The organism is Effusibacillus pohliae DSM 22757 (genome assembly GCF_000376225.1).
GTDB lineage: Bacteria > Bacillota > Bacilli > Tumebacillales > Effusibacillaceae > Effusibacillus > Effusibacillus pohliae.
Window position 1 is genome coordinate 1 of the sequence record NZ_AQXL01000097.1, and the last position, 22,172, is coordinate 22,172.

The following is a 22,172-nucleotide window of genomic DNA, read 5'->3' on the forward strand; positions in this document are numbered from 1 at the left end:
AGCAGGTGGGCCAGAAATTCCTCGTAACTTATATCCTGCTGCATCGCCTCCTGGACATGCTCTTCGATATGTTTGCGGATCATGGGCAATTTCAATTCCTTGCTATATTCGATGACCGCCTCCCTCAAAGAATTAATGTTTTCTTCGTTTTTCTCGCCATTACGCATGTTTTCATCTTTCACGAACGAAGCGCTTGAGGATAATATTTGACGAAAAGTGAATATTTGGGATCGACCCGTTGGCGGGAACAGAGATGTTGGTCACCTCGTTTTTAAAAGCATTGTCGTTACGATACGGATCATGATACGACAATCATCCAAAGAATCCTCCGACATTGAACCTGACAAAAAACCGCTCACTCGCCGCCAAATAGCGTGAGCGGTAACAAGATACTTCAACCATGACGATCAAGTCATACGGAAAACCAACAGGAGCAGCAAGCTTATATCCGCTAGGAGCCATCCACTGGTTAGATAACAACAAAATTCTTACCTACCTTGATGATAATTCTTCATGGATCGCCGACGTATCGAAATAGGGAGGATAGCACAGGATGAAAAAATCAAAAACAGCTGTGGTGTCTGTTTTGTCTGTAGTGTTTCTTGTTTCCACTGCCTCAGCCACACACGTACCCCAAAACCAATGGGCATATGAAGACTATAGGAGCACGATTGGTACTGTATATTCTCCACTTTTTGGGACGGATGTAAACGCTGAGGTTGGAAGCTCTTGGAATGAACCTCGTGGATCGGCTGATTCCGCACATGGACCACATACCGGTGTTGACCAGTCTGTTGCGTACGGTAGACCAGTGGGACCAATGCAAACACCTGCCCGCATCCTGAGGAATGAAGATCTTAGAAGTGCTGGTGGCCTTACTCAAACCATTCGTTACTACAATTCGACTTACAACAAACTTTATTATAGTATGTACATGCATCTATCGGCGTTTGTGATGGCGGAAAATTCGACTCCGACTCTTAGCGATTATACGGCTTATTCCGGTAATTCAGGAGGTGTACCCGCTCATTTGCACTTTGAGCTACTAGATTCTCTTTCTGCTGATGTAGGATGGGTAACCTATTCTTCACGAGTGGGCGCAAACCCTTTGCAACATGTTACGTTGGGTGGGCAAAGCAGTTCTACAATTCAAAAATTTGCAGTATACAAGAACTTCAATGTTGATGGCAGAAACAGGACGATTTATTTTGACGCTTGGGACTCTAATAGTTATGTTGATCCCCTTACCGATGTGAGACTGTATTATCGGACACCGGGGGGCAGTTGGACGTCTACCGCTTGTTACACTGTAAATGGGTCAACTTACAGGTATGCAGTGACATTCCCTTCAACTGGCACCTATGAATACTTTATTGCTGGCAGACGTAAATCGACGGAGCGTTGGGTACTTTACCCTGTGAGTGTTTACGATACAGGAGAGTTGAGTACCGGCCCAGACCTTTCAAAAGGAACCTATGGATATAAGACTGTCACTTTCTAAACGAAAATCTCCGAATGAATCGAACTACTTTGAGCGAACAGGGAAGCTGGTGACGAAAACCTTCCCCTTTGTTCGCTTTTTCATACTTTGTGAAAGATGGAGTCGATTCGTTTAAATCTAAAATGGACGAATCTTTTATGTAACAAAAGAGTCTTTGGCTTCGTCTAACAGGTAGTTATGGATTGGGATCGAGGTGACCCACTTGCAAGAACTTGAGAGCGAGAAAAAAGCGGTATTAAGTGACTGGATCCATGAACACAGCCAAATGGTTCTTCGTACAGCTTTTTATTTCGTAAAAGACCAGATGGTTGCGGAGGACATCGCCCAAGAAGTGTTTCTGCGTGTCTATAAAAAGATGGAAGAGTACCGGGGAGAATCAAGTGTGGCAACATGGCTGTACCGAGTTACTGTAAATACGTGTAAGGATTATCTGAGGTCTTGGAACTATCGGAAATTGGTCTTTTCACAGACATTTTTAGAATGGAAAACTGGTGAGTCCCCCGAGCAAGAAGTGATTCGGAAACTGAACGAAAACGAATTGGTTCGTAAAGTGATGGCATTACCAGTAAAATATCGGGAAGTGATTGTATTGCATTACTTCGAGCAACTGAAGTCGAGAGAAATAGCAGAATTACTTCGTCTTAAAGAGTCAACTGTCCGCGTGAGAATCAAGCGTGGGATAGACAAACTGAAAGAAGAACTGTCTGGAGGGGAGGTGCATGGAACCAATGGACAAATTCTTTGATGAGGCGCGGCAACATGTGCGAAAGACCTTGCAAGTTTCTGATGAAGTGGTTTTCCGGTTGCAAGAGCGTGTAATGCGCTCTCTCCCGAATGCTTCCAAGTCGTCAATACAGAATAGTTGGACAAAAAGTACTGTAGCGGTACTTGCCATTGTCGGCACGTCAGCTCTTATTGTACCGCAGGTATGGGACAAATGGACGGACCATCCATCAGTCCAACTGACAGATCCATCGAGTAAAACTCCACAAGCAGAAACGTTCGCATCGGCCTCAACTAAGTGGCAGCTCGTGGGCAAAACGTATACTGTCCAAGGAATTATTGTAAGCATCAATCAAACTCCCGAAGAATTTAAATCGCTCAGTTTGAAGGTAGAAAAAAATATCATCGGGTCCACTTCCTCCGTCGATAATCCTAATTTCCCGTTTCAGGTGGGATCGACGGTTGAAATACGATTTGATGAACGACTTGCTGATAAAGGGGCGATCAATCCGCGAGTGGGGGATCAAGTGATTCTGAGTGTCGGTCAGTTTGCGTTATCAGGAAGCCAAAGCACTTTCTGGGGAAGCAAATTTAACGGGTATGTATTTGAACAAGGCGGCAAGTTCTATAATTCAAAGGGTGAGATTGTTTTACCGTATAATATTGTGGTCACCTCACCGACAGCAGGTCAATCGATTAAATCCGGATCGGTTCTTACAATTTCCGGGAAGGTGAATGGAACATCCCAATCCACCCAAAAGGTGAAAGTATCGCTCAATTGGATCGATAAAGGGGAGGCTCGTCATCTCATTGATAGCTTTGATTATCCGGTAAATCCGGATGGGACTTTCCAAGGAACATTTCAGGTTCCAAAGTTAACTGCATACTATGGAGCAAGAGGTGGTAAGTTCGTTTTTGATATTGAGTATCCGAATGCACAAATCAACACTGTTCCACTGAACGGTGGCGAATCCGACGGTGCCCCAATTACTCTGGATTATATCAAACAAAATTTGAAACTGGGAGATACCCAAGAACAAGTAAAAGCACGTTTTGGTGATCAGTATAAAGAAATTAACGATGTAGAAGTTGGGAATAATGCGTGGCGCTTTGACTATGTTGCCGATCCAAGCTATACATTTACTGGCCAGTATGGGGATTGGGACGGCCTTAGAAGTGGTCGTATGAGGATGCAATTGTTTATCAACTGGACTGATAAAAGCACCGTTCTAAGCATACTTGTTCATTACAACAAAGATGGAAAAATTTATGAATATGCTAAGAAACCGGGATTTGAAAGGGACGCACCGATTGAATAAAAATGCATATCATGAACACACATTTAAGCCCCAGCTAGCTGATGCTGGGACTTAAGAGCGTAATTGGGTATGCCTCTTTTAAATAAAGGAATCGACAGATTGACAAGAACCCGCACCCACTCCGGTGCAGGTTCCTGTCCGAAAGGCGACAAACTGGTCTTTGATCAAAATGCTGCCGGTATCTTCGTATCGCTGTATAGTTTGTGCCCGGTTGCTTGCTGCCACTCATCTTCCCAAACTTTCAAGATCTTGTATACAACTTCCGGATCATCTGTCAGCACCGCATGTTTTCTCTCTACATACAAATCCCGATACGACCAGGGTCCACTTCCCAAAATCGCCCGGCTGCCATCCATGATCGCGATAGCGGTATACAATTGTCCAACCTGTTCGTTCGATTGTTTAAAGCCTGTATATCGACTCCCTTGTCTGCGAGAAAACGCACGATCTCCATATTTTCCGGAAGCGAAACAGCTATCAGCAGACGGACCCGAACACCACGTTGCGCCGCATTTGCCATCGCAGTAACAATGTTCAAGTCAGTAATGCTTGTCGCTTCGATGGCGACTTCTCTATTTGCAGATGCGGTCTCACGGCAAATCATTTGGGCAATTTTCAGGGGTGAATGCAATCGAGGTACGACATGGTTGCGGGGGTGTGTTTGCTCCACCGAGCGTCTGGATGGCGCCGAGCAGATCCACATATCCGTGGCCTGCCAGATTGGGATTGTGAAACAGATCTTTTGCTCTTGCCGTCAAGGCGGCTTTTATCTGATCCGGCGTGGCATCCGGTTTGGCTTCGATCAACAGCGCGACCGCACTGGCACAGATCGGCGTTGCCATCGATGTTCCGGAGAGGGAAAAATATTGGTCATCGACCCGGCGTTGGGGATACAATTGGTCAAGGGCAGATCCAGGTGCTCGCAGCGAAATGATATTGACCCCGGGCGCCACGATATCCGGTTTGGTTACACCGTTAATGGTTGGTCCGCGGCTTGAGAAGGATGCTACCGAGTCGTCTTCCTCATTGACGGTGCGCTTATCGTCTGCTGCCCCGATCGTAATCAAAACCGGATCAATGCCGGGCGAACTGATTGTATTCTCACCGGGTCCTTCATTACCCGCGGCGACACACACGACGAGACCTGCCTTCCAGGCTTTTTCCAACGCTTGACAAAGCGGATCATGCTGATACGATTCAGATGCCGGCCCCCGGCGATCCTCGATTTCTGCTAGAATAAAGGCGAGTGGGTGACAACATGAACTTGTTACAGAAACGGATTATCGAAAAAATCCGGTTGGCGGGCGGCCGCATCCCCTTTGCCGATTATATGGCGGAAGCGCTTTACCACCCGGAGTGGGGATATTACAACCGGCCGGAGATGACGATCGGGGAACGGGGAGATTTTTATACCTCCCCAATGATTCATCCGATTTTCGGGCAGTGCGTGGCCCGGCAGATGTTTCGGTTTTGGCGGCAGTTGGATGCTCCGCCTGCGTTTACGATCGTTGAGATGGGAGCGGGAACGGGGGCGCTCGCTCGTGACTTGCTGGCCGAATGGGACAGGCTGCAAGCGGCGGCATTTGGCACAGGGACAGGTCAGCCTGTCGATCTGCGATATCGGATCGTCGAGCAAAGTCCCGTTTTGCGGGAAATGCAGCGAGAATCGACACGTGAAATCGCGAACGGAAGGATTTCCTGGCATTCTACCCTGCCAGAAGTGCCCGGTTACGGTTCCTTGACCGGTGTGGTTTTCAGCAATGAATTGTTTGACGCTTTGCCGGTTCACCGCTTGACGATGCAAGACGGGCGACTGCAGGAACTGTACGTGACGGTACGGGATGCGGGAGAAGGCGCTGTATTCGAAGAAGAACCGGGTCAGCTGTCGGATGAAAAATTGGCGTCCGTGCTGTCCGATGAGATTTTGCGGCAGTTGGAGGAAGGTGATCGGTTGGCGGTCAGTCTGCTCGCCGGTGATGCGATCGGCGCCATGGCGGATGCGCTGCGGCAGGGATTTGTGCTGACAATCGATTACGGCGACCTCGCGCCCGACATGTATCGGAAGTCGGTGCGAACGGGCGGCATTCGTTGTTATCGTAAGCAAACGCTGGTGTTCAACCCGTATGAGCGGGTAGGCGAGCAAGACATCACGGCGGATGTGGATTTTAGCTATTTGCAGCGGATGGGCGAAGAAAAAGGGCTGCGGACGATCTGGTTTCTGACGCAGACAGAGTTTTTGGAGGGGCTCGGGTTTCTTGCCAAGGTGACTGAGCTGCAGCGGTTGGCGTTTCAAGATCTGCGGGCCGATTTTGAGCTGCAGAAAATGTTGACCCTGTATTTGCCGCAAGGGCTGGGAGACGCGTGCAAGGTGCTGATTCAGCGGAAAGGAAGTTGCGTTGGGGTGGATGCGGATTGAAACAAGTGCTTTGTATCGATATGGACTCGGTAATCGTCGATTTGATGACCGAGTGGTACGGGCGTTACAACCGGGACTACCACGACGATTTGACGGTGGAGCGGGTGCTGCGTTGGGATGCCAGGTCGTATGTGAAGCCGGAATGCGGCGAAAAAATTTATGACTACCTGAACGAGCCCGGCCTGTTCGCCAATTTGCGGCCGTTGCCGCATGCGGTCGAGGTGCTGGAACGACTGGCGAAGCGGTTTGACATTTTGATAGTGACTGCTTCGCCGTCGGTCGTCGCTTATCGGGAAAAAGAGGAGTGGGTGATGCGGCATCTGCCGTTCATCGGGCGGCAAAATCTGATTTTTGCCCATCGCAAGGATATGATCTGCGGCGATCTGTTGTTTGATGACGCGCCGCATAACCTGCAGGGATTTCTCGACAGCGGACGGGTGGCGGTGGCGATGGACTATCCGTACAACCGTGATGTGCCCTGTTTCCGGGTGTCCGGTTGGCTCGAGTTTGAGGAAAAAGTGGATTCGTTCCTGGCGGCGAAGGAACAGATTCGCGAAGGGGGGCGGCGGAAAGGGAGTGCTGCGGATGTATGACGTGGTGATTGTCGGCGGCGGACCCGGCGGCATGTCCGCCTTGGTCTGGTGTCATCGTTTGGGATTGAAGGCGATCTTGCTGGAACGGGACGAGCAATTGGGCGGGCAACTGTTGCGGGTAAACAATCCAATCATCGATTATCTCGGCCTGCCGGCTGCCAACGGCAAGGAATTGCAACAGAGGTTTGCCTCCCACGTAAATGAGCTCGGCTGCCCCTACCGGTGCGGTGTCGAAGCAACCGGGTTTTACCTGCAGGAAAAACGGATTTTGACCAATCAAGGGGAGTACCGGGGGAGAGCGCTGATCCTCGGGTTGGGCTCGCATGACCGGCCGCTTGGGGTTCCCGGCGAAGCGGAAATGATCGCACGCAACGAGGTGTATTCAGCTTCCCGCGACAAGGAACGGTTTCGGGATAAACGGGTGGCCGTCATCGGCGGCGGTGACCGGGCGGCGGAAGGGGCGCTGCTGCTCGCCGAGCATGGGGCGCACGTCACGCTGGTGCATCGAAGCAAACGGTTCCGGGCACGCAAAGAGTTTATGGCCCTGGTGCGGAATCACCCGCGGATTCGCATCCTGACCGATTCGGTGGTGAAACAGATTGTGGGCGGCGACCGGGTTGCCGGCATTGTGGTGGAGACAGAGGGTACCCAACAAACGATTCCCGTAGAAGCGGTGTTTGTGCGGATTGGCGTGGAACCGAACAGCCGCCCGCTCGCCGGGCAAATACGGACGGACGCAGACGGATACGTGCTGGTGGATGCGTGCAGCGAAACGAGTGTCCGCAATGTGTTTGCCGTGGGTGATCTTTGCACCCGGCCGCTTTTTTCCAGCGTCGCCGCTTCGGTGGCGCAAGGCATGCTGGCCGCCAAAACGATTTCCCAGCGAATCGAGACCGGGGAGGGCTTCGAATGAGCGCAAACAAACCGGACACGTTTCAATTTCCGGGTGCGTATGGGGGACAAGTGACATTGTCGTTTGATCCGGCCGAGGTGAAACCGGCTGGCTATGTGCTGGTAATGCCTTTTTATCACGGGAAGCTGGTGCTGGCGAAGCACAGCAGACGGGGCTGGGAGGTGCCCGGCGGTACGGTTGAACCGAATGAGCTGCCGATTCAGGCGGCGATCCGCGAGACGTACGAAGAAACCGGAGCCGAAATCGATGCGATCGAATGGATCGGCCAGTATGTGATCGTCGAGGAAAACCGGCCCCCGATGATCAAATCGGTCTACATTGCCCGAGTGGCCTGTCTGCATCCGCTGCCGCCCGATTTTGAAACGGAGGATGTACGAGTCTGCGATGCGCCCCCGGATCCGGAATTGATCAGGCAGGATGCCGGCTATTCCCCGATTTTGCGGGACAGCGTGTATCCGTATGTGTTGCGGCGGATTGCACAATTGAACCATCCGTTTGCCAAATGAGCAAGAGCAGGATACGTGCTGGATGGACGGATCGATGCAGAGGAGTCACTGGCACGGCAGAACCGCCATAGGAGGAGAAACCGATGGAACGATTTTGGAAGTTTGGCGAGATCGACACCCCGGCGGTACTTGTGGATTATGAGAAGCTGCTCGCCAATTTGGATGACATGGCGGGGTTTGCCCGCGCTCATGGCGTGAAACTGCGTCCGCACGCAAAGACGCATAAAACGGCAGAAATCGCCCGGCTGCAAATCGAACGCGGAGCGGTCGGTATCACCGTTGCCAAAATCGGAGAAGCGGAAGCGTTGGCGGATCACGGATGTGCGGACATCCTGATCGCTTATCCGCTGATTGGCACACCCAAGCTGGAACGGCTTGCGGCATTGGCGGAACGGATTCGGGTTGCTGCTGTGATCGATTCACTGGATGGAGCGATCGCGTTGTCCGATTTTTTTGCGGCGCGCAACCGGCAGATCGATGTATACGTGAAAATTGACAGCGGCCTGCGCCGCTGCGGCAGGCAGCCGGGTGAAGACGCGGCGGAGTTGGCGCGGCAGGCGGCCCGTTTTGCCGGAATCCGTTTGGTTGGCTTGTTGACGCATGCCGGCCACGCATACGGGGCTCCTACACCGGAAATATTGCAAAAAATCGGCCGGGAGGAAGCGCTCAGTTTATTGTATACTGCGGAATTGCTCAGACCGGAGGATGGTGTCAATGCACGCGAAATCTCCGTCGGTTCGACGCCGACCGTCAAAATATCCGGAACGGTGCCGGGGGTGACGGAGATTCGGCCGGGCAATTATGTATTTTACGATATGACACAGGTGCGGCTGGGAGTAGTGCCGATCGAGCGTTGCGCTTTGCGCGTGGTTGCACAGGTGGTGAGCCGGCCGGAAGCGGACCGAATCGTCATCGACGCGGGAGCCAAAACACTGGCGCTTGACCGCGGCGCGCACGGACTGGAAGGGGTGGCCGGCTACGGGTATGTGGTGGGCTATCCGCAGGCGGTGATCGAACGGTTGTCGGAGGAACACGGTATCGTTCGGGTAGTGCCGGACGATCCGCTGCGAGTCGGCGACTATCTGGAAATCATCCCGAACCATGCATGTCCGGTTGTCAATCTGGCGGATGAATTGATCGTGGTCGATCGGCGCGGCATCCGGGATCGCTGGAAAGTGGTGGCTCGGGGCAAAGTGCGATAGATGGTTTTTCAAACAACAAGGACCCCGCTTCCTTCATGGACAGCGGGGTCTCGTTCCCATCAAAGTGACGCAAACCGCTGCAAAAGGCACCGATTGCTTTGATGGCAGCCAGGTCAAACGAAACGACCTGTTTACGCGAATTCTTTCAGGCACTCAGCAAACAGTTCACGGCTGAGGGTAATGTCCTGATGAACCAGCGGTTCTTTTTTGTAGCCTGGAATCAGATCTTCGTACGCCACCCGTTCTTCTTTGAAAATCAGGCCCGTGCACAAGCCGTTCGTCTCCACGATCTTCGCCATCGCCGCCGCGCGGTTGGTCGGATCGTAATCCGGATCGTTGTCCAGGTTGACGATGTTTTGCTTGTACCAGTCGTACGTGTTGACTTTGTTAAACGTTACGCACGGCGAGAACACGTTGACCAGCGCGAACCCTTTGTAGTTGATCGCTTCCTCGATCAAGCGGGTCAACTGGTTGATATCGGTCGAGAAGCCCTGCGCCAGGAACGAGATGCCTGCGCCGAGCGCCACCTGGGTCGGAGTCAGCGCGTGTTCGATGTTCCCTTCCGGCGTGGTCTTGTTCTTGAACCCGTGGGCGGATGTCGGAGACGTCTGCCCCTTGGTCAGACCGTAAATCTGATTGTCCATCACGATGTAAGTGATGTCCATGTTACGGCGAACCGCGTGCATGAAGTGGTTCAAACCGATTCCGAACCCGTCTCCGTCACCTCCCGCTGCAATCACGGTCAGGTCGCGGTTCGCCAGTTTAACGCCCTGCGCAACTGCCAGCGCCCGCCCGTGGATGGCATGCACGCCGTAGGAGTGGATATAACCGGAGATCCGGCCGGAGCAGCCGATACCGGAGATGATCGCGACATTTTCCGGCTCGCGGCCGGTATTGGCCAACGCCCGCTGGATCGCTGCCTGTACGGAGAAGTCTCCGCAGCCGGGACACCAATTCGGACGGACTTCGTTGCGAAAATCTTTGACTGTTGCCACTTTAGATCAGCTCCTTACAATGGGCGTAAATTTCGCTCGGCAGGTACGGATTGCCGTCATATTTCAACTGGGACAGGAATTCGCCCTTGATGTCGAAGAACTGCATCAGGTGTTTCAACTGGCCCGTCGCGTTGTTTTCAACCACCAATACTTTTTTCGCCCGGTCGACATATTTCTGCAGCGTTTCGGTGGGGAAGGGAGACAACACGCGGACATGCGCGTGCGCCACGCTCTTGCCTTCCGCCGTCAGCCGTTCCAGCGCCTCATCGATCACGCCGATCGTCGAGCCGACCCCGATTACCAGCAGATCGGGATTTTCCGCTCCCGTATAGGATACGGAGTTCGGGAATTCGCCCCGCACTTTGTTCAGACGCTTGTTCATCATCTTGGTGCGGATTGCAGCGTCTTCCGTCGGGCGTCCCACTTCCGTATGCTCGACACCGGTTACGTGGTGGATGCCGCCTTTCTGTCCGGGGAATACCCGCGGCGAAATGTTGTCTTCCGTGAATGCATAGCGTTTAAACAGCTTGCCGGGCTCGATCGCCGCCAGTTGCTCCTCCGTCGCCAGTTTGCCGCGGTTGATCGTGATCCGGTCGTAGTCGAGCGGTTCCACCGTCTGCTTGGCAAGCGACAGCGCGAGATCGGTGATCAGGATGACGGGCGTTTGATATTTTTCCGCATAATTGAACGCATCAATCGTCATGTAGAAACATTCTTCGGCGGTTGCCGGAGCCAGTACGATCTTTGGAATTTCACCGTGCGTGCCGAACAGTACGGCATACATGTCCGATTGCTCATGCTTGGTCGGCATCCCCGTGGACGGGCCGCCGCGCTGGGTATCGATAATCACGACGGGAGTTTCCGTCATGCCGGCCAGACCGATCGCTTCCATCATCAGCGACAGCCCCGGGCCGGAAGTAGCGGTCAATGCGCGGACACCCGCGTAATTGGCTCCGATCGCCATCGTGATCGCAGCGATTTCGTCCTCCGTTTGGATCACGTGGCCGCCCACTTTCGGGAATTTCTTAATCAGATATTCCATCACATCGGACGCGGGTGTGATCGGATAAGCCGGCATGATTCGCGCGCCGGCCGCCAATGCGCCAAGTCCGATCGCGTCGTTCCCCATCATGAACAGACGCTGCTTGCCGTCACCCGGCTTCAGCCGGAACTCGGCGATTTCGCCGCCGTTTTCCTTCATAAACTGGAACCCTTTGCGAATTGCCGCCATATTTGAATCCACGACTTTTTGTCCCTTGCGCAGGAACATGTCGGAAATCAAGCTCTCAAAAGTTTCTGGCTGCAATCCCAGTACGCACGCGGATGCCCCGAGCGCTACCATGTTTTTCATAATCGCGGAGCCCGCTTCCTCGGCAAATTTCGTGAGCGGAACCGTAAAGAAGCGAACTGTCATGCCTTCCGGAGCGACCGGATTGAATTTCTCGTCGGCGATGATGACGCCGCCGGGCCGCAGTTCGTGTGCGTTGAAATCGATCGTCTCCTGGTCGAACGCGATCAGCATGTCAAGGTTGTCAGCGTTCGCCGGACGCGGTTTGGTGCTGACGCGGATCTTGTAGTTGGTGTGGCCGCCTTTGATCCGCGAAGAAAAATGACGGTACCCGTATACGAAGTACCCGTGGCGGTTGAGGGCGGTTGCGAAAATTTCACCGGTGGAATCAATCCCTTCCCCTTGTTGCCCTCCAACCTTCCATGAAAGCTGATCTAACATCCTGTACACTCCCCAATACTTCTAAATAGTGGCGTTTTTTGTTGCGCCTTATACAAAATCCGGGATAACGCTTTCTCCCATACAGTCTTATTGACGGCGGATATCGATCAGTGCCGCGCGCAATAAGTTAATGGAAGCGACATCCGGTTTGTAAATGAACTCAATCACATCTTGCCGGCGGGTGCTGAGCGATTCCACTTCACGCCGGCGGCCGGGTGAAACGATCAGCACGTCATGCGCCGCAACAAACGAAGCCAGCTCATCCGGTTGGCTGCCGATGGAGACGTCAATCGACATGTCAAGTCCTGCGTTTTTCAACGCGAGCAGCACCTTGCTGGCAAAATTGTCCGAACGGCAGACGAGACCGACCCGTTTTCCCTGCGGAATCCGGGCGATCTTGACGATCGTTTCCAATTGCGGGTCCAACGCAATCGCCAACACTTGGCTGCGGTTCCGGACAAGTTCCTTGACTTCATCATAATGGAAGAAAGTAGTCACGACAAGGTCGGAAGCAAGCACCTTGGGCAGGTATTCTTCCTTGTTTCGGCGAAACTCATCCAACACGAGCGGCGTGATCGTCACGCCGGAACCGAACTGCAGCTTCTTCGCAAAAAAATCGACCTGCTCGCGGTTGCATTCAATGAACACAACCTGTACGTTGGTCAGAAATTCTTTTTTTTCTTTCGCCCGCTGTTCGGTTATCTCGACAAATTCATCGATCGTGAACCCCAGTTGAAGGCCTTCTTCCAGCGCGATATCGATGATCTTGTTGAGCAGATCCTTGCGGTTTTCGATCAGCACCGCATCGTCCCGGTCGCAGACGAACGTGCCGCGTCCCTGTACGGAAGTAAGCACGCCCTCCGCTTCCAGTTCCTGATACGCCTGGCTGACTGTGTTGCGGCTGACCTTCAGTTTTTCCGACAGCTCACGCTCGGTGGGTAGCTTGTCGCCCGCTTTCCATTGTCCACTTTTAATTTCCGCCAAAACAGCTTCTTTTACTTGAACGTACAACGGAATTCCGTTTTTGCGGACAATTGGAAATGGCACGAACGTCACCCCCAAAATTGGTCTTTACAAAAGGTGGTTTGGACTAATCCATTGATCCAAATCTGTTTTTCGATACTATTATACTCCATCGTACGTGGTTCTGAAAGTGAAATTTCACGGTTTCTTAAAATTTTATTTGTTAAATGAAAGGTGGAACGTCCAGGCTGTAATCCATTGTGCACACATGGCTCTGAGAGGCGGCTGCCCGATCCCCGTGACCAGGCAGCCGCATTTGCACGCGTCTCCGTAAAATGATGAAAATGGACTTTTATTTTTGATGTCTTACAAAAAATGGGCAGTCGCCTGAGGATATTGGACCCGGCCATCGCAGCGCGGACAGGTGTCCATCCTGCCGCCGGCAAGGTGCCAGTGCTTTTTTGCTACGGCCGCTTTCCTTGCAAACGGGACAGGCCGAAAGGAGCCAGATCCACGCTCGGATTCTCGCCGGCAATCAGTTCGGACATGACAAGACCGGTGATCGGAGCTAGCAGGATGCCGTTGCGCAGGTGGCCGGTCGCCACGAGCAGGCCGGCGACGCCCGGAACTTCTCCCAAAAATGGCAGTCCATCTTCCGTACCCGGCCGCAAGCCGACCAACTGACCGGCCAACCCCGATATTCCAAGGCCGGGCAAAATCCGAACCGCATCGGAAAGGACGCGGACGATCCCCTGCAGGGTCGGCGTTTGGTCGAATCCGGTTCGCTCCATCGTCGCGCCGATATAGGTGTGGCCGGTCACTTTTGGCACGATGTAGGTGCCGTGCGTAAAGACGGTGTACGGCGTGAGCGGAGTGCGGGTTGCCGCCAGCACAGACTGTCCCTTGACGGGAAGCACCGGGAGATCGACGCCCGCCCACTGGCTCAGCAAACCGCTCCAGGCGCCTGCCGCCAGCACCACATGATTGGCTGCAAACCGGCCGTTGTTCGTTTCCACGCCGACGATGCGGTCTTCTTCGCGCAGGAAGCCGATCGCTTCCGTATGTTCGAGAAATGCGGCTCCCAATTCGGATGCGGCGGCTGCAAGCGCTCGCAAGAGCGCCACGCTGCGGACCTGGTGGTCATCCGGCAGGAACAGGGCGCCAAACGTCGGGCCGAACAGATCGCCGATGTCCCTGCGCAAATCCTCGTCTTCCAACCATTCCGCCCGTTGGCCGCCGGCCGTCTGCCAGTCGCATCTGGCCAAGAGCGTTTCCCGTTCCGCTTCCGACAGGGCCAACCGCAGCATGCCGCATGTCCGCAGTTCAATATCCACTCCGCACAAGTCTTGCAATTCGGCTCGCAGTTGTCCGTACAGAGCGCGGCTTTTGAGTCCCAGGCGGTAGAGCGGATCCGGACGTTCCATTTCCACCTGCGCCCCCAGCATGCCGGCGCTCGCCTGGGTCGCCTGGCTGCCGAGCGTATGTTTTTCGATCACGAGCGGACGCAGCCCTTTTTTCGCGGTGTAATAGGCGATCGCGCAGCCGATGACACCGCCTCCGATAATACAAACGTCGTATGCAGTTCGCAATTTCGGTTCCCCCTTGTTCTCACAGTCGACTACCGGCAGGCTCACGGCAAGCGAAACCGTGGTCTGTGCCCGCTGGCGTCCAGCTTGTTTCGCAGTTGGCGCGCGGCCAACTCCGGGTCCTGCCCGTTCAAGATCGCTCCGATTACGGCGATGCCGGCGCAGCCTGTGGCCAGAACTTCGTCGACATTGTCAGCCGTAATGCCGCCGATCGCCAGCACGGGAATCGAAACCGCCTCCACCACGTCCCGCAATCCTCCGACTCCGCGCGGCGGCAGGCCGGGCTTCGATTGGGTCGGAAAAATATGGCCGAATGTCACATAGCTGGCTCCCTGTTGTTCCGCCCGCTTCGCTTCTTCCACCGAATGCACCGAACAGCCGAGCAGCATGTGTGGGCCGACGATGCGGCGGGCGGCGTCGACCGGCAGGCTTTTTCCAGCCAGGTGAACGCCGTCTGCGGAAAGCGCAAGCCCGACATCCAACCGGTCGTTGATCAGCAGCTTGCCGCCGGAGCGGTCGATCACCGGTTTCAGAATCTGCCCCAACGTGTACAGGTCGAGCGCGGGGGCCGCTTTGTACCGGAGCTGAATCGCATCGGTACCGCCGCGCAGCGCCCTTTCGACGATCGACCGCAATTCCTCCACCTGTTTCAGCCCATCCGTGATCATGTGCAATTGAAAACGCGCTTCTGTCTGCATAAACCATTGACTCCCATCCGGCAAAATAAAACCGCCAGCCGCACAGTCGGTCGCGTCGCCGGGCTGCAACGCGGCGGTGGAGCGCTGTTGCAGCCGCACTGTTCGACATGTTAGCGGCAAGTGGCGGACAGTTTCAGTCTACTGTACCAATCTATTGTCTATCATTGTAGCACCGTTGCAAAATCAGGGTCAATGCTTCGTGATTTTCCATGCGGTGGCCTGGCTGCTGTTTACCAGGCGGGATGTGGCGGCGTGACTCCGGCTGGGCTTTCCGCGCGATTTCTTGTAAAATAAGGAAAGCGGTGAAAGCAGCAGACAGGAGGAACGGATGGATCATGTTCATCACAGATCAGCATCGGCAGCAGATTTGGCAGTATTTTGCTGAGATGGACCGCTGCATCGGCATTTTGCAAAAAGTGGCGGCGGTACCGGCCGACCAATTTCGCAATGACACCATTCTGCAGGCGGCGGGGGAGCGGGCACTGCACATTGCTCTCGAATGCGCGACCGATGTGGGGAATCTGATCATCGACGCGCTGATCATGCGGGACCCGAGCTCGTATGAGGACATCGTCCAGGTGTTGGCGGAAGAGAACGTGTTTCCGCAAACGTTCACGAAATCGTTCATGGAAGTGGTCCAATTCCGCCGGATTCTGGCACATGAGTATCTGCAACGGGATGTCGACCGCCTGTATCGGATGATTGCGGAGCATACGGGGGAGTTTGCCCAGTTCCAAAGCTATGTGGCCGACTATGTGAAGTTAGGGAGTCCGGCATGACGCAGGGAATTCACGTAGAACATTTGACCAAATTTTTCCGGGTGCATGAGCGGCAGGCGGGGTTTCGGGGCGCTGTGCAAAGTTTGTTTCGCCGGCAGTACCGGCTGGTCAAGGCGATCGAGGACATTTCCTTCCGGATTGAGCCGGGCGAGATCGTCGGCTTTCTCGGACCGAACGGAGCGGGCAAAACGACCACCATGAAGGTGTTGACCGGCCTCCTGTATCCGACTTCCGGTTTGGTGGAGGTAGCGGGGCATGTTCCGTTTCGGCATGAAACCGCCTTTAAACGAAAATTTTCACTGGTGATGGGGCAAAGGTCGCAGCTGATCTGGGATTTGCCGCCGATGGAAACATTTTTGGTGAATCAGGCGGTGTACGAGATTCCGGATCGCGAGTTTTGGGAAACGCTCGATGAGCTGGTGCATCTGCTGCAGTTGCAGCCGGTGCTGCGCAAACCGGTACGTCAGTTGTCGCTCGGGGAGCGGATGAAGTGCGAATTGGCCGCCTCGCTGATCCACCGGCCGCAGATTCTGTTCCTTGACGAACCGACCATCGGGCTGGACGTGAACATGCAGGAGGCGATTCGGCAGTTCATCAAACAGTACAATGAACGGCACAAAGCGACGATTCTGTTGACCAGCCACTACATGGCGGACGTGGCGGCGCTTTGCAGGCGGGTGATCCTGATCAACCGCGGGAAAATTTTGTACGACGGGGAACTGGATGCGCTTGTTGAGCGGTTCGCGCCCTATAAAATGGCCAACCTGGTGCTGAAACAGCCGGTGCCGGAAGCGGAATTGCGGGTTCACGGGGAACTCATGTCCTACGAGTATCCGCGCGTGTCCCTGCGGCTGCCGCGTGTGGAGGTGTCCTCCCGCTCTGCTGGTATTCTGTCGAGCCTGCCGATTTCCGATTTTACGATCGAGGATCCCGCTCTGGAAGATGTGATCGGCCTGGCATTTGAGAGGGATGCGAATGCGGCGACTGTGTAAAAAATATTATCATCTGATGCGGGTTGCCTGGCTAATTTTGCTCGAATACCGAGGGGAAACGTTCTTCTACATGTTCGGTTCGTTCGTCACGCCGCTGGTGACTTTGGCAGTCTGGCTGGCGGTCGCCCGCGAGGGGCAGGTCGGAGGGTACGGCACGGATGATTTGATCCGCTATTTTCTGGCAGCGATGTTTGTTATGCGATTGACGATTTCGTGGGACGTCTGGGAGTTGGACGTGCAGATCCGGGAAGGCACTTTTTCTTCCTATTTGGTGCGACCGTTTAACCCGATTCACTGGCGGATTGCAGAAAATCTGGTGTACAAGCTGTTCTATCTGGCGATCATGGCGGCGGTGTGGGGGATCGCCTGGTTCTTTTTTCCGGCGGTTCGCCTGCAACTGACGGGGTGGCAGTGGGGTGCGGCCGCTGCAGCGATCATGTTGGCCGCGGCGATCCGCTATTTGTTCGGGTATTGCATCGGTTTGCTGGCTTTCTGGACCAACCGGTCGGTGGCCGTGTTTACGCTGCTTGACGGGATCGGATACTTTTTGCGCGGCATGATCGCGCCGCTTGCCTTGCTGCCGCCGTTCGTCCGATGGATCGCCGAGATCAGCCCGTTCTACTGGATGCTGGGGTTTCCGGTAGACTTGCTGACGCGGCCGTGGACGCAAATGGCTGCGCTGCACGGATTTGTTGTGCAAGGGATATGGATGATTGCGTTGTTCACGCTGTACGTGGTGATGTGGCGAATGGGCCTGAAAAAATACGGAGCGGCGGGAGGGTGAAAACATTGTCCGGCATCCAACGGCACTTGCGGATTTTGCGGGAGTTCTTGCGGGCTGCACTGGTCGAGGAGATGGAATACCGCTCCCATTTTGTCTCGAATCTGCTGGCCACTCTGTTCGGGGCGGCGATGGCGGTGCTGACCGTGCAGGTGTTTTTCTACCAGACGAAAAGCCTGGGCGGCTGGGGATTTTACGAGATGCTGATCCTCTTGGGAATTTTTAACGCCCTGCAAGGGTTTGCCGGCATGGTGCTGCAGCCGAACATCGGCCGGATCGTCCAGCATATCCGCAAAGGGACGCTCGATTTCATTTTGACCAAGCCGGTGGACAGCCAATTTTTCATCTCGTTCCGGCACATTGCGATCTGGAAGTTGGCCGATATTCTGACCGGCTTTGCGATCGTCTCGTTTGGCATGTATGGCGCGGGGATGCGGGTGACTGTCGGCAGCGTGCTGGAATTTTTGGTACTGATGCTCGCTTCCGTCGTTACGCTCTATTCGCTGTGGATGGGCGTGATGACGCTGTCGTTCTGGTTCGTGAAGGTGGAGAACATCTCGTTTCTGTTTTCTTCGCTGTTTGAGACGGGCCGCTACCCCGTACAAGTGTACCGCGGCTGGCTGCGGGTGCTGCTCACCTATGTCTTTCCGGTGGCTGTGATGACCACGTTTCCCGCCGCTTCTTTGATTGGAAAATTGGGGGGAGCCCAGGTGCTGGTTTCCGTTGCGATCGCCTGCACCACGTTTGGTTTGACCCGGTGGTTCTGGAAACGGGCGCTGCGGTTTTACACGTCGGCCAGCAGTTGATTAAGGAAAAATTGGAGGGTTGACCATGCAAATCCGGGTATTACCCGTGCAAGCGGTCAGTGGCGAAGTAATCGACCGGCTACGTGCGATTGGAGTAAGGTTGGATGAGTCGCGGATTCTACGAATCGACTTGGCATGGGAGATGTATTTTGGAAGGGGGTACACCTGGGAGCAGGGGGCGGTTCATCTGCGGTTGCCCGCCGGGGGTGGATTGCGGAACGCGTGCAGACTGTTTGTGAAGTGGATGCAATCGGCGCTCAGTGGATCGACGGATGTGATCGCACGGTCTTTACATCACGAACAGGCATCTGTGCTGGTGTTGCTTCCGAATTGTACGCCGGAAGTGGAAGAGCTCATTTTGAGGCAATTGTCTTTTTATTCGGAAACAGTAGAGAGAATTAGTAAGTGGGATGGTATGACAGATCCACTTCAACTCGATTCTGTGGTTGACGCTTGGGTGCCTCCTGTCATCCCCGCCAACGGAGACACTGATTTATTGCGTCATCAGACCAGCGGCAATGCAAATGAAACGGTTACTTTGTATCAGGCCATGCTCGGAATCGACAATGTGTATGTCCAAAAATACACTTTGCAACCCGGTGCTGTCTACTCACGTCATCACTCACACTCGACTGTTGATGAGATCTACCTGGTTCTGGAGGGAAGCTGCAAATTTCGCATAGGGAGCCGTGAACAGGTGGTGAATACGGGGGATCTCGTAACAAAACCGAAGGGAATTGGCCTTGCCACACAGGTCTATAATCATTCTGGCCGCACGGTCACGATTCTTGATATTGAAATTTGGGGAGATATGGAAGCGACCGATCTTTGTATCTACCCGGATCATGCTGAGATCCTTTTGAGAGGCAAGGGGTGGGCCCATCAAGTTCCTTTGGACGCTGTCGATACCGACAACGATCTTCGAATTCATTATGACACAGGCTACCGTCGTTTGCGCAACGGATCCTTTGTTCCGCAGGTGTTGCCGGGGGTTCCGACTCGAAAAGAACGTTGAAAAAGGCGCGTGCCGTGGGGGGCTGCCGCGCCGCTTGTTTGTGCAATTTTATTCTAACACATACACGGAGATGTCTTTTTGCACGCCGAATTCGACGGCGGTCCGAATGTCATTGAAAAAGATGTCGACATGCTCTCCCTTGACCGCGCCTCCTGTATCTTCCGCCACACGAAATCCGATCCCTTCTATATATACCTTGCTGCCGATCGGAATCACCCGCGGATCGACGGCGATTGTTCGGCCTTCGGCTGCTGTTTTGCCGGAAGCGGTGATGCCGTAACCGGGATCGCCGGGCTGCTTGCCGGTCGACTCCGGTCCGGCCGTATAGGCGGTCAGTTTGCAATGCAACAGCCGGCTGTAATGAAGCGGCGTTCCGGATCGGCTGTAGGCGATCGGTTTGGGAGTGGCCAGCACCGGTTGCGCGGCGCTGATCGACCGTTTTTCCGGAATGCTCAGTTTTGTGCCTTCGCCCAATTTTTTCAGGTGGGCGGGCGGATTCAGTTCCGCCAGTTGATCGAGGTCCACTTGAAAACGCTGAACAATTTTCCACAAAGTATCACCCGGCTGAACTTCGTACGTAAAAGTAGCCGGCGAAGTATTTGCCGTTGCCCTGGTAGTGACCGGCGCCGTGGCAACAGCATGGGGATTGCGCGACAGCGTTGCAAACGCAATGGCTGCCAATACAGCAATCCGCCATCGGGGGATGTCCATTGGACGGTCACCTCATTTTGAATCAGGATGATCACTCCGCTTTGTTCACGGGTGTCCCCAACTAGATTGCGCAAAAATCGCTGGATTATGCATGGGGTCGATTCATGAAAGCCCGCTTTTTAGCGGAAATTGAATATGATGAAGTACAACCGCAGGGAGGGAATGCAATGTCAGAGGAATGGAAAGGATTTACCACCCGGTTGCTGCACGAACGGTATCAGCCGGAAGCGGCGACCGGCGCGTTGACACTGCCGATTTTTCAGACGTCTACATTCGTGTTCGAAAATCCGGAGCAAGGAGCCGCCCGCTTCGGCGGCACGGAAGAAGGCTACATGTACTCGCGGCTGGGCAATCCGACGGTCGACGCGCTCGCGGAACGGATCGCCATCCTCGAAAACGGGGAAATGGGCGTTGCGTTCGGTTCCGGCATGGCGGCCATTTCGCACGTGATGATGGGCTTGGTGAAAAAAGGGGATCATATCATCGCGTCCGATGCACTGTATGGCTGTACGTTCGCGTTTTTCCAATCGATTTTGGCGGAACGTTTTGGGGTTTGCGTCTCGTTTGTCGACACTTCAGACATGCAAAAAGTGATGGATTCGCTGCGGCCGGAAACGACCGTGCTGTATCTGGAGACGCCTGCAAATCCGACGATGAAACTGTCCGACATTCGTGCCTTGGCGCAGTTGGTTAAGCCGCACAACGTGAAGATTGTGGTCGACAATACGTTCATGTCCCCTTATCTGCAGCGTCCTCTGGAACTGGGAGCCGATGTGGTGGTCCATTCAGCCACCAAATACATCAGCGGGCATGGCGATGTGGTTGGCGGACTGGCGGTCGGTTCGAAAGAACTGATGACCTCCATCAAAAAATCGTTTTTAAAGGATATCGGGGGTGTGATGGGGCCGTTCGACGCGTTTTTGCTGCTGCGCGGTTTGAAAACGCTGACAGTGCGCATGGATAAGCATTGTGCGAATGCGATGAAAGTGGCCGAGTTCCTGCGCGACCATCCTGCCGTGGAGCGGGTGCTTTATCCGGGATTGCCCGATTTTCCCCAATATGAGTTGGCGAAACAGCAGATGAACGGATTCGGGGGAACCCTCAGTTTTGAAGTGAAAGGCGGGGTGGAAAAGGGACGCCGGGTGATGAATTCGGTGCGGTTGTGCCAGTTGGCGGTTTCGTTGGGCGATGTGCATACGCTGATCCAGCATCCTGCGTCGATGACTCACGCCGTGATTCCACGCGAGGAGCGGCTGCAGGTTGGCATCACCGACGGGCTGATCCGTTTGTCGGTTGGCATCGAGGACGTGGACGACATCCTGCAAGATTTGGACGGTGCTCTGTCAAAGTAAAAAGCAGATGAAGAGCGAGCGAGATTGGCTGTGGAAAGCAGACAGAACTCAAGCCTTTTGTTTGGTTTTGTTACTCGGGTCCGGTTGATGCCCGGGTGGCAAGGTGATAGGATAACAGTTGTCGCCGTTCGAAGGCAGAAACGAGAGAGTTGCGGCAGGGATGTGAACCATCCGCAGCATCCGTAGCAGGAAAAATTGCCAGTTGCAATGATTGGCCGGATGTGTTACTATAGCGATTGTTGTTGCGCGAACAACGAACGAAACGTACTGTTGAGTTCAGTTTGTTTGTGCACCCAAAGAGCAAGCACCTAAGGGGCACAAGTAACGCTAAGGCGCTAAAGGGCCAAGTCGTTCTTTGAAAACTGAATCGTGTAGGGAGCTAGGAAAACTTTTTGATGTGGTTGCCCGGCTAAGAGCGTCGCCATCCGTGGCGACGACGCCGGACAAAACATCCATGTTTTGAGAGTTTGATCCTGGCTCAGGACGAACGCTGGCGGCGTGCCTAATACATGCAAGTCGAGCGGGCGGAAGGGGAGCTTGCTCTCTGGAAGCCAGCGGCGGACGGGTGAGTAACACGTGGGCAACCTGCCTG

General features: G+C 54.2%; 21 protein-coding genes, 1 rRNA gene and 1 pseudogene. 15 read left to right on the plus strand and 8 right to left on the minus strand.

Features of this window, described 5'->3' with window-relative positions; genetic code table 11:
* Window positions 1-182 (minus strand): annotated as a pseudogene (locus C230_RS22330) (hypothetical protein); the annotation flags it as partial.
* A 371-nt stretch (window positions 183-553) separates the two neighbouring features.
* Here C230_RS22330 and C230_RS22335 point away from each other — a divergent pair.
* From C230_RS22335 to C230_RS0103860, 3 genes are all read left to right on the plus strand, one after another.
* Window positions 554-1,501 (plus strand): M23 family metallopeptidase, encoded by a 948-nt coding sequence (locus tag C230_RS22335; RefSeq protein ID WP_156807335.1) that lies wholly within the window; start codon window positions 554-556, stop codon window positions 1,499-1,501.
* 193 nt (window positions 1,502-1,694) lie between these two features.
* Complete coding sequence (locus tag C230_RS0103855; protein WP_407635571.1) at window positions 1,695-2,246, plus strand: sigma-70 family RNA polymerase sigma factor; 552 nt, start codon at window positions 1,695-1,697, stop codon at window positions 2,244-2,246.
* Window positions 2,221-3,543, plus strand: a complete 1,323-nt coding sequence (locus tag C230_RS0103860) for a hypothetical protein (protein WP_018130723.1) — start codon at window positions 2,221-2,223, stop codon at window positions 3,541-3,543. The genes C230_RS0103855 and C230_RS0103860 overlap by 26 nt, the downstream gene beginning before the upstream one ends.
* Before the next feature lie 590 nt (window positions 3,544-4,133).
* Here the strand turns inward: C230_RS0103860 and C230_RS19370 are convergent.
* A complete protein-coding gene (locus tag C230_RS19370; RefSeq protein ID WP_083910438.1) occupies window positions 4,134-4,781 on the minus strand; it encodes a S8 family serine peptidase in 648 nt (215 codons plus the stop codon).
* A gap of 20 nt (window positions 4,782-4,801) precedes the next feature.
* On the opposite strand from C230_RS19370, the gene C230_RS0103875 reads away from it, so the two are divergent.
* The 5 genes from C230_RS0103875 to C230_RS0103895 all read left to right on the plus strand — a co-directional run bounded on the left by C230_RS0103875 (window position 4,802) and on the right by C230_RS0103895 (window position 9,173).
* Window positions 4,802-5,959 (plus strand): class I SAM-dependent methyltransferase, encoded by a 1,158-nt coding sequence (locus C230_RS0103875; protein ID WP_018130726.1) that lies wholly within the window; start codon window positions 4,802-4,804, stop codon window positions 5,957-5,959.
* Window positions 5,960-5,964: 5 nt separating this feature from the next.
* The gene (locus tag C230_RS0103880) at window positions 5,965-6,552 is read left to right on the plus strand and encodes a 5' nucleotidase, NT5C type (protein WP_245533965.1); all 588 of its coding nucleotides are present in this window, start codon (window positions 5,965-5,967) and stop codon (window positions 6,550-6,552) included.
* Complete coding sequence (locus C230_RS0103885) at window positions 6,545-7,465, plus strand: NAD(P)/FAD-dependent oxidoreductase (protein WP_018130728.1); 921 nt, start codon at window positions 6,545-6,547, stop codon at window positions 7,463-7,465. The genes C230_RS0103880 and C230_RS0103885 overlap by 8 nt, the downstream gene beginning before the upstream one ends.
* Window positions 7,462-7,971, plus strand: a complete 510-nt coding sequence (locus tag C230_RS0103890) for an NUDIX hydrolase (RefSeq protein ID WP_018130729.1) — start codon at window positions 7,462-7,464, stop codon at window positions 7,969-7,971. The genes C230_RS0103885 and C230_RS0103890 overlap by 4 nt, the downstream gene beginning before the upstream one ends.
* A gap of 83 nt (window positions 7,972-8,054) precedes the next feature.
* Entirely contained in the window at window positions 8,055-9,173 is a 1,119-nt protein-coding gene (locus tag C230_RS0103895; RefSeq protein ID WP_018130730.1) for an alanine racemase, read from the plus strand.
* A gap of 131 nt (window positions 9,174-9,304) precedes the next feature.
* Here the strand turns inward: C230_RS0103895 and C230_RS0103900 are convergent, their stop codons facing one another.
* The 5 genes from C230_RS0103900 to thiE form a co-directional block, all read right to left on the minus strand.
* Window positions 9,305-10,168, minus strand: coding sequence for a 2-oxoacid:ferredoxin oxidoreductase subunit beta (locus C230_RS0103900; protein WP_018130731.1), 864 nt, complete (start codon window positions 10,166-10,168; stop codon window positions 9,305-9,307).
* A gap of 1 nt (window position 10,169) precedes the next feature.
* Complete coding sequence (locus C230_RS0103905; protein WP_018130732.1) at window positions 10,170-11,897, minus strand: 2-oxoacid:acceptor oxidoreductase subunit alpha; 1,728 nt, start codon at window positions 11,895-11,897, stop codon at window positions 10,170-10,172.
* Between the two features lie 87 nt (window positions 11,898-11,984).
* Window positions 11,985-12,944, minus strand: a complete 960-nt coding sequence (locus C230_RS0103910; protein ID WP_018130733.1) for a GntR family transcriptional regulator — start codon at window positions 12,942-12,944, stop codon at window positions 11,985-11,987.
* Window positions 12,945-13,324: 380 nt separating this feature from the next.
* Window positions 13,325-14,449 (minus strand): glycine oxidase ThiO, encoded by a 1,125-nt coding sequence (gene thiO, locus C230_RS0103915; RefSeq protein WP_018130734.1) that lies wholly within the window; start codon window positions 14,447-14,449, stop codon window positions 13,325-13,327.
* 41 nt (window positions 14,450-14,490) lie between these two features.
* Window positions 14,491-15,243 carry a thiamine phosphate synthase gene (gene thiE, locus C230_RS0103920; protein ID WP_245533964.1) on the minus strand — a complete coding sequence of 251 codons (753 nt, stop codon included), beginning with the start codon at window positions 15,241-15,243 and terminating at the stop codon, window positions 14,491-14,493.
* A gap of 236 nt (window positions 15,244-15,479) precedes the next feature.
* Here thiE and hepT point away from each other — a divergent pair, with 236 nt between their 5' ends.
* Genes hepT through C230_RS21210 form a run of 5 tightly spaced genes read left to right on the plus strand, consistent with a single transcriptional unit; the run spans window position 15,480 to window position 19,517 of the window.
* Window positions 15,480-15,923 (plus strand): type VII toxin-antitoxin system HepT family RNase toxin, encoded by a 444-nt coding sequence (gene hepT, locus C230_RS19375; protein WP_018130736.1) that lies wholly within the window; start codon window positions 15,480-15,482, stop codon window positions 15,921-15,923.
* Window positions 15,920-16,915, plus strand: a complete 996-nt coding sequence (locus C230_RS0103930) for an ABC transporter ATP-binding protein (RefSeq protein ID WP_018130737.1) — start codon at window positions 15,920-15,922, stop codon at window positions 16,913-16,915. Before hepT ends, C230_RS0103930 begins: the two co-directional genes overlap by 4 nt.
* Window positions 16,899-17,699, plus strand: coding sequence for an ABC transporter permease (locus C230_RS19380; protein ID WP_018130738.1), 801 nt, complete (start codon window positions 16,899-16,901; stop codon window positions 17,697-17,699). Before C230_RS0103930 ends, C230_RS19380 begins: the two co-directional genes overlap by 17 nt.
* Complete coding sequence (locus C230_RS0103940) at window positions 17,696-18,502, plus strand: ABC transporter permease (protein WP_407635572.1); 807 nt, start codon at window positions 17,696-17,698, stop codon at window positions 18,500-18,502. The genes C230_RS19380 and C230_RS0103940 overlap by 4 nt, the downstream gene beginning before the upstream one ends.
* 25 nt (window positions 18,503-18,527) lie before the next feature.
* On the plus strand, window positions 18,528-19,517 hold the full coding sequence (locus tag C230_RS21210) for a cupin domain-containing protein (RefSeq protein ID WP_018130740.1): 990 nt from the start codon (window positions 18,528-18,530) through the stop codon (window positions 19,515-19,517).
* Between the two features lie 48 nt (window positions 19,518-19,565).
* Here C230_RS21210 and C230_RS19390 read toward each other — a convergent pair whose 3' ends face one another.
* Window positions 19,566-20,228 carry a 3D domain-containing protein gene (locus C230_RS19390; protein WP_018130741.1) on the minus strand — a complete coding sequence of 221 codons (663 nt, stop codon included), beginning with the start codon at window positions 20,226-20,228 and terminating at the stop codon, window positions 19,566-19,568.
* Window positions 20,229-20,395: 167 nt separating this feature from the next.
* Here C230_RS19390 and megL point away from each other — a divergent pair, with 167 nt between their 5' ends.
* Together megL and C230_RS0103960 are read left to right on the plus strand one after the other, a co-directional pair.
* The gene (gene megL, locus C230_RS0103955; protein ID WP_026174124.1) at window positions 20,396-21,580 is read left to right on the plus strand and encodes a methionine gamma-lyase; all 1,185 of its coding nucleotides are present in this window, start codon (window positions 20,396-20,398) and stop codon (window positions 21,578-21,580) included.
* A gap of 455 nt (window positions 21,581-22,035) precedes the next feature.
* Window positions 22,036-22,172: ribosomal RNA gene (locus C230_RS0103960) — 16S ribosomal RNA — on the plus strand; the annotation flags it as partial.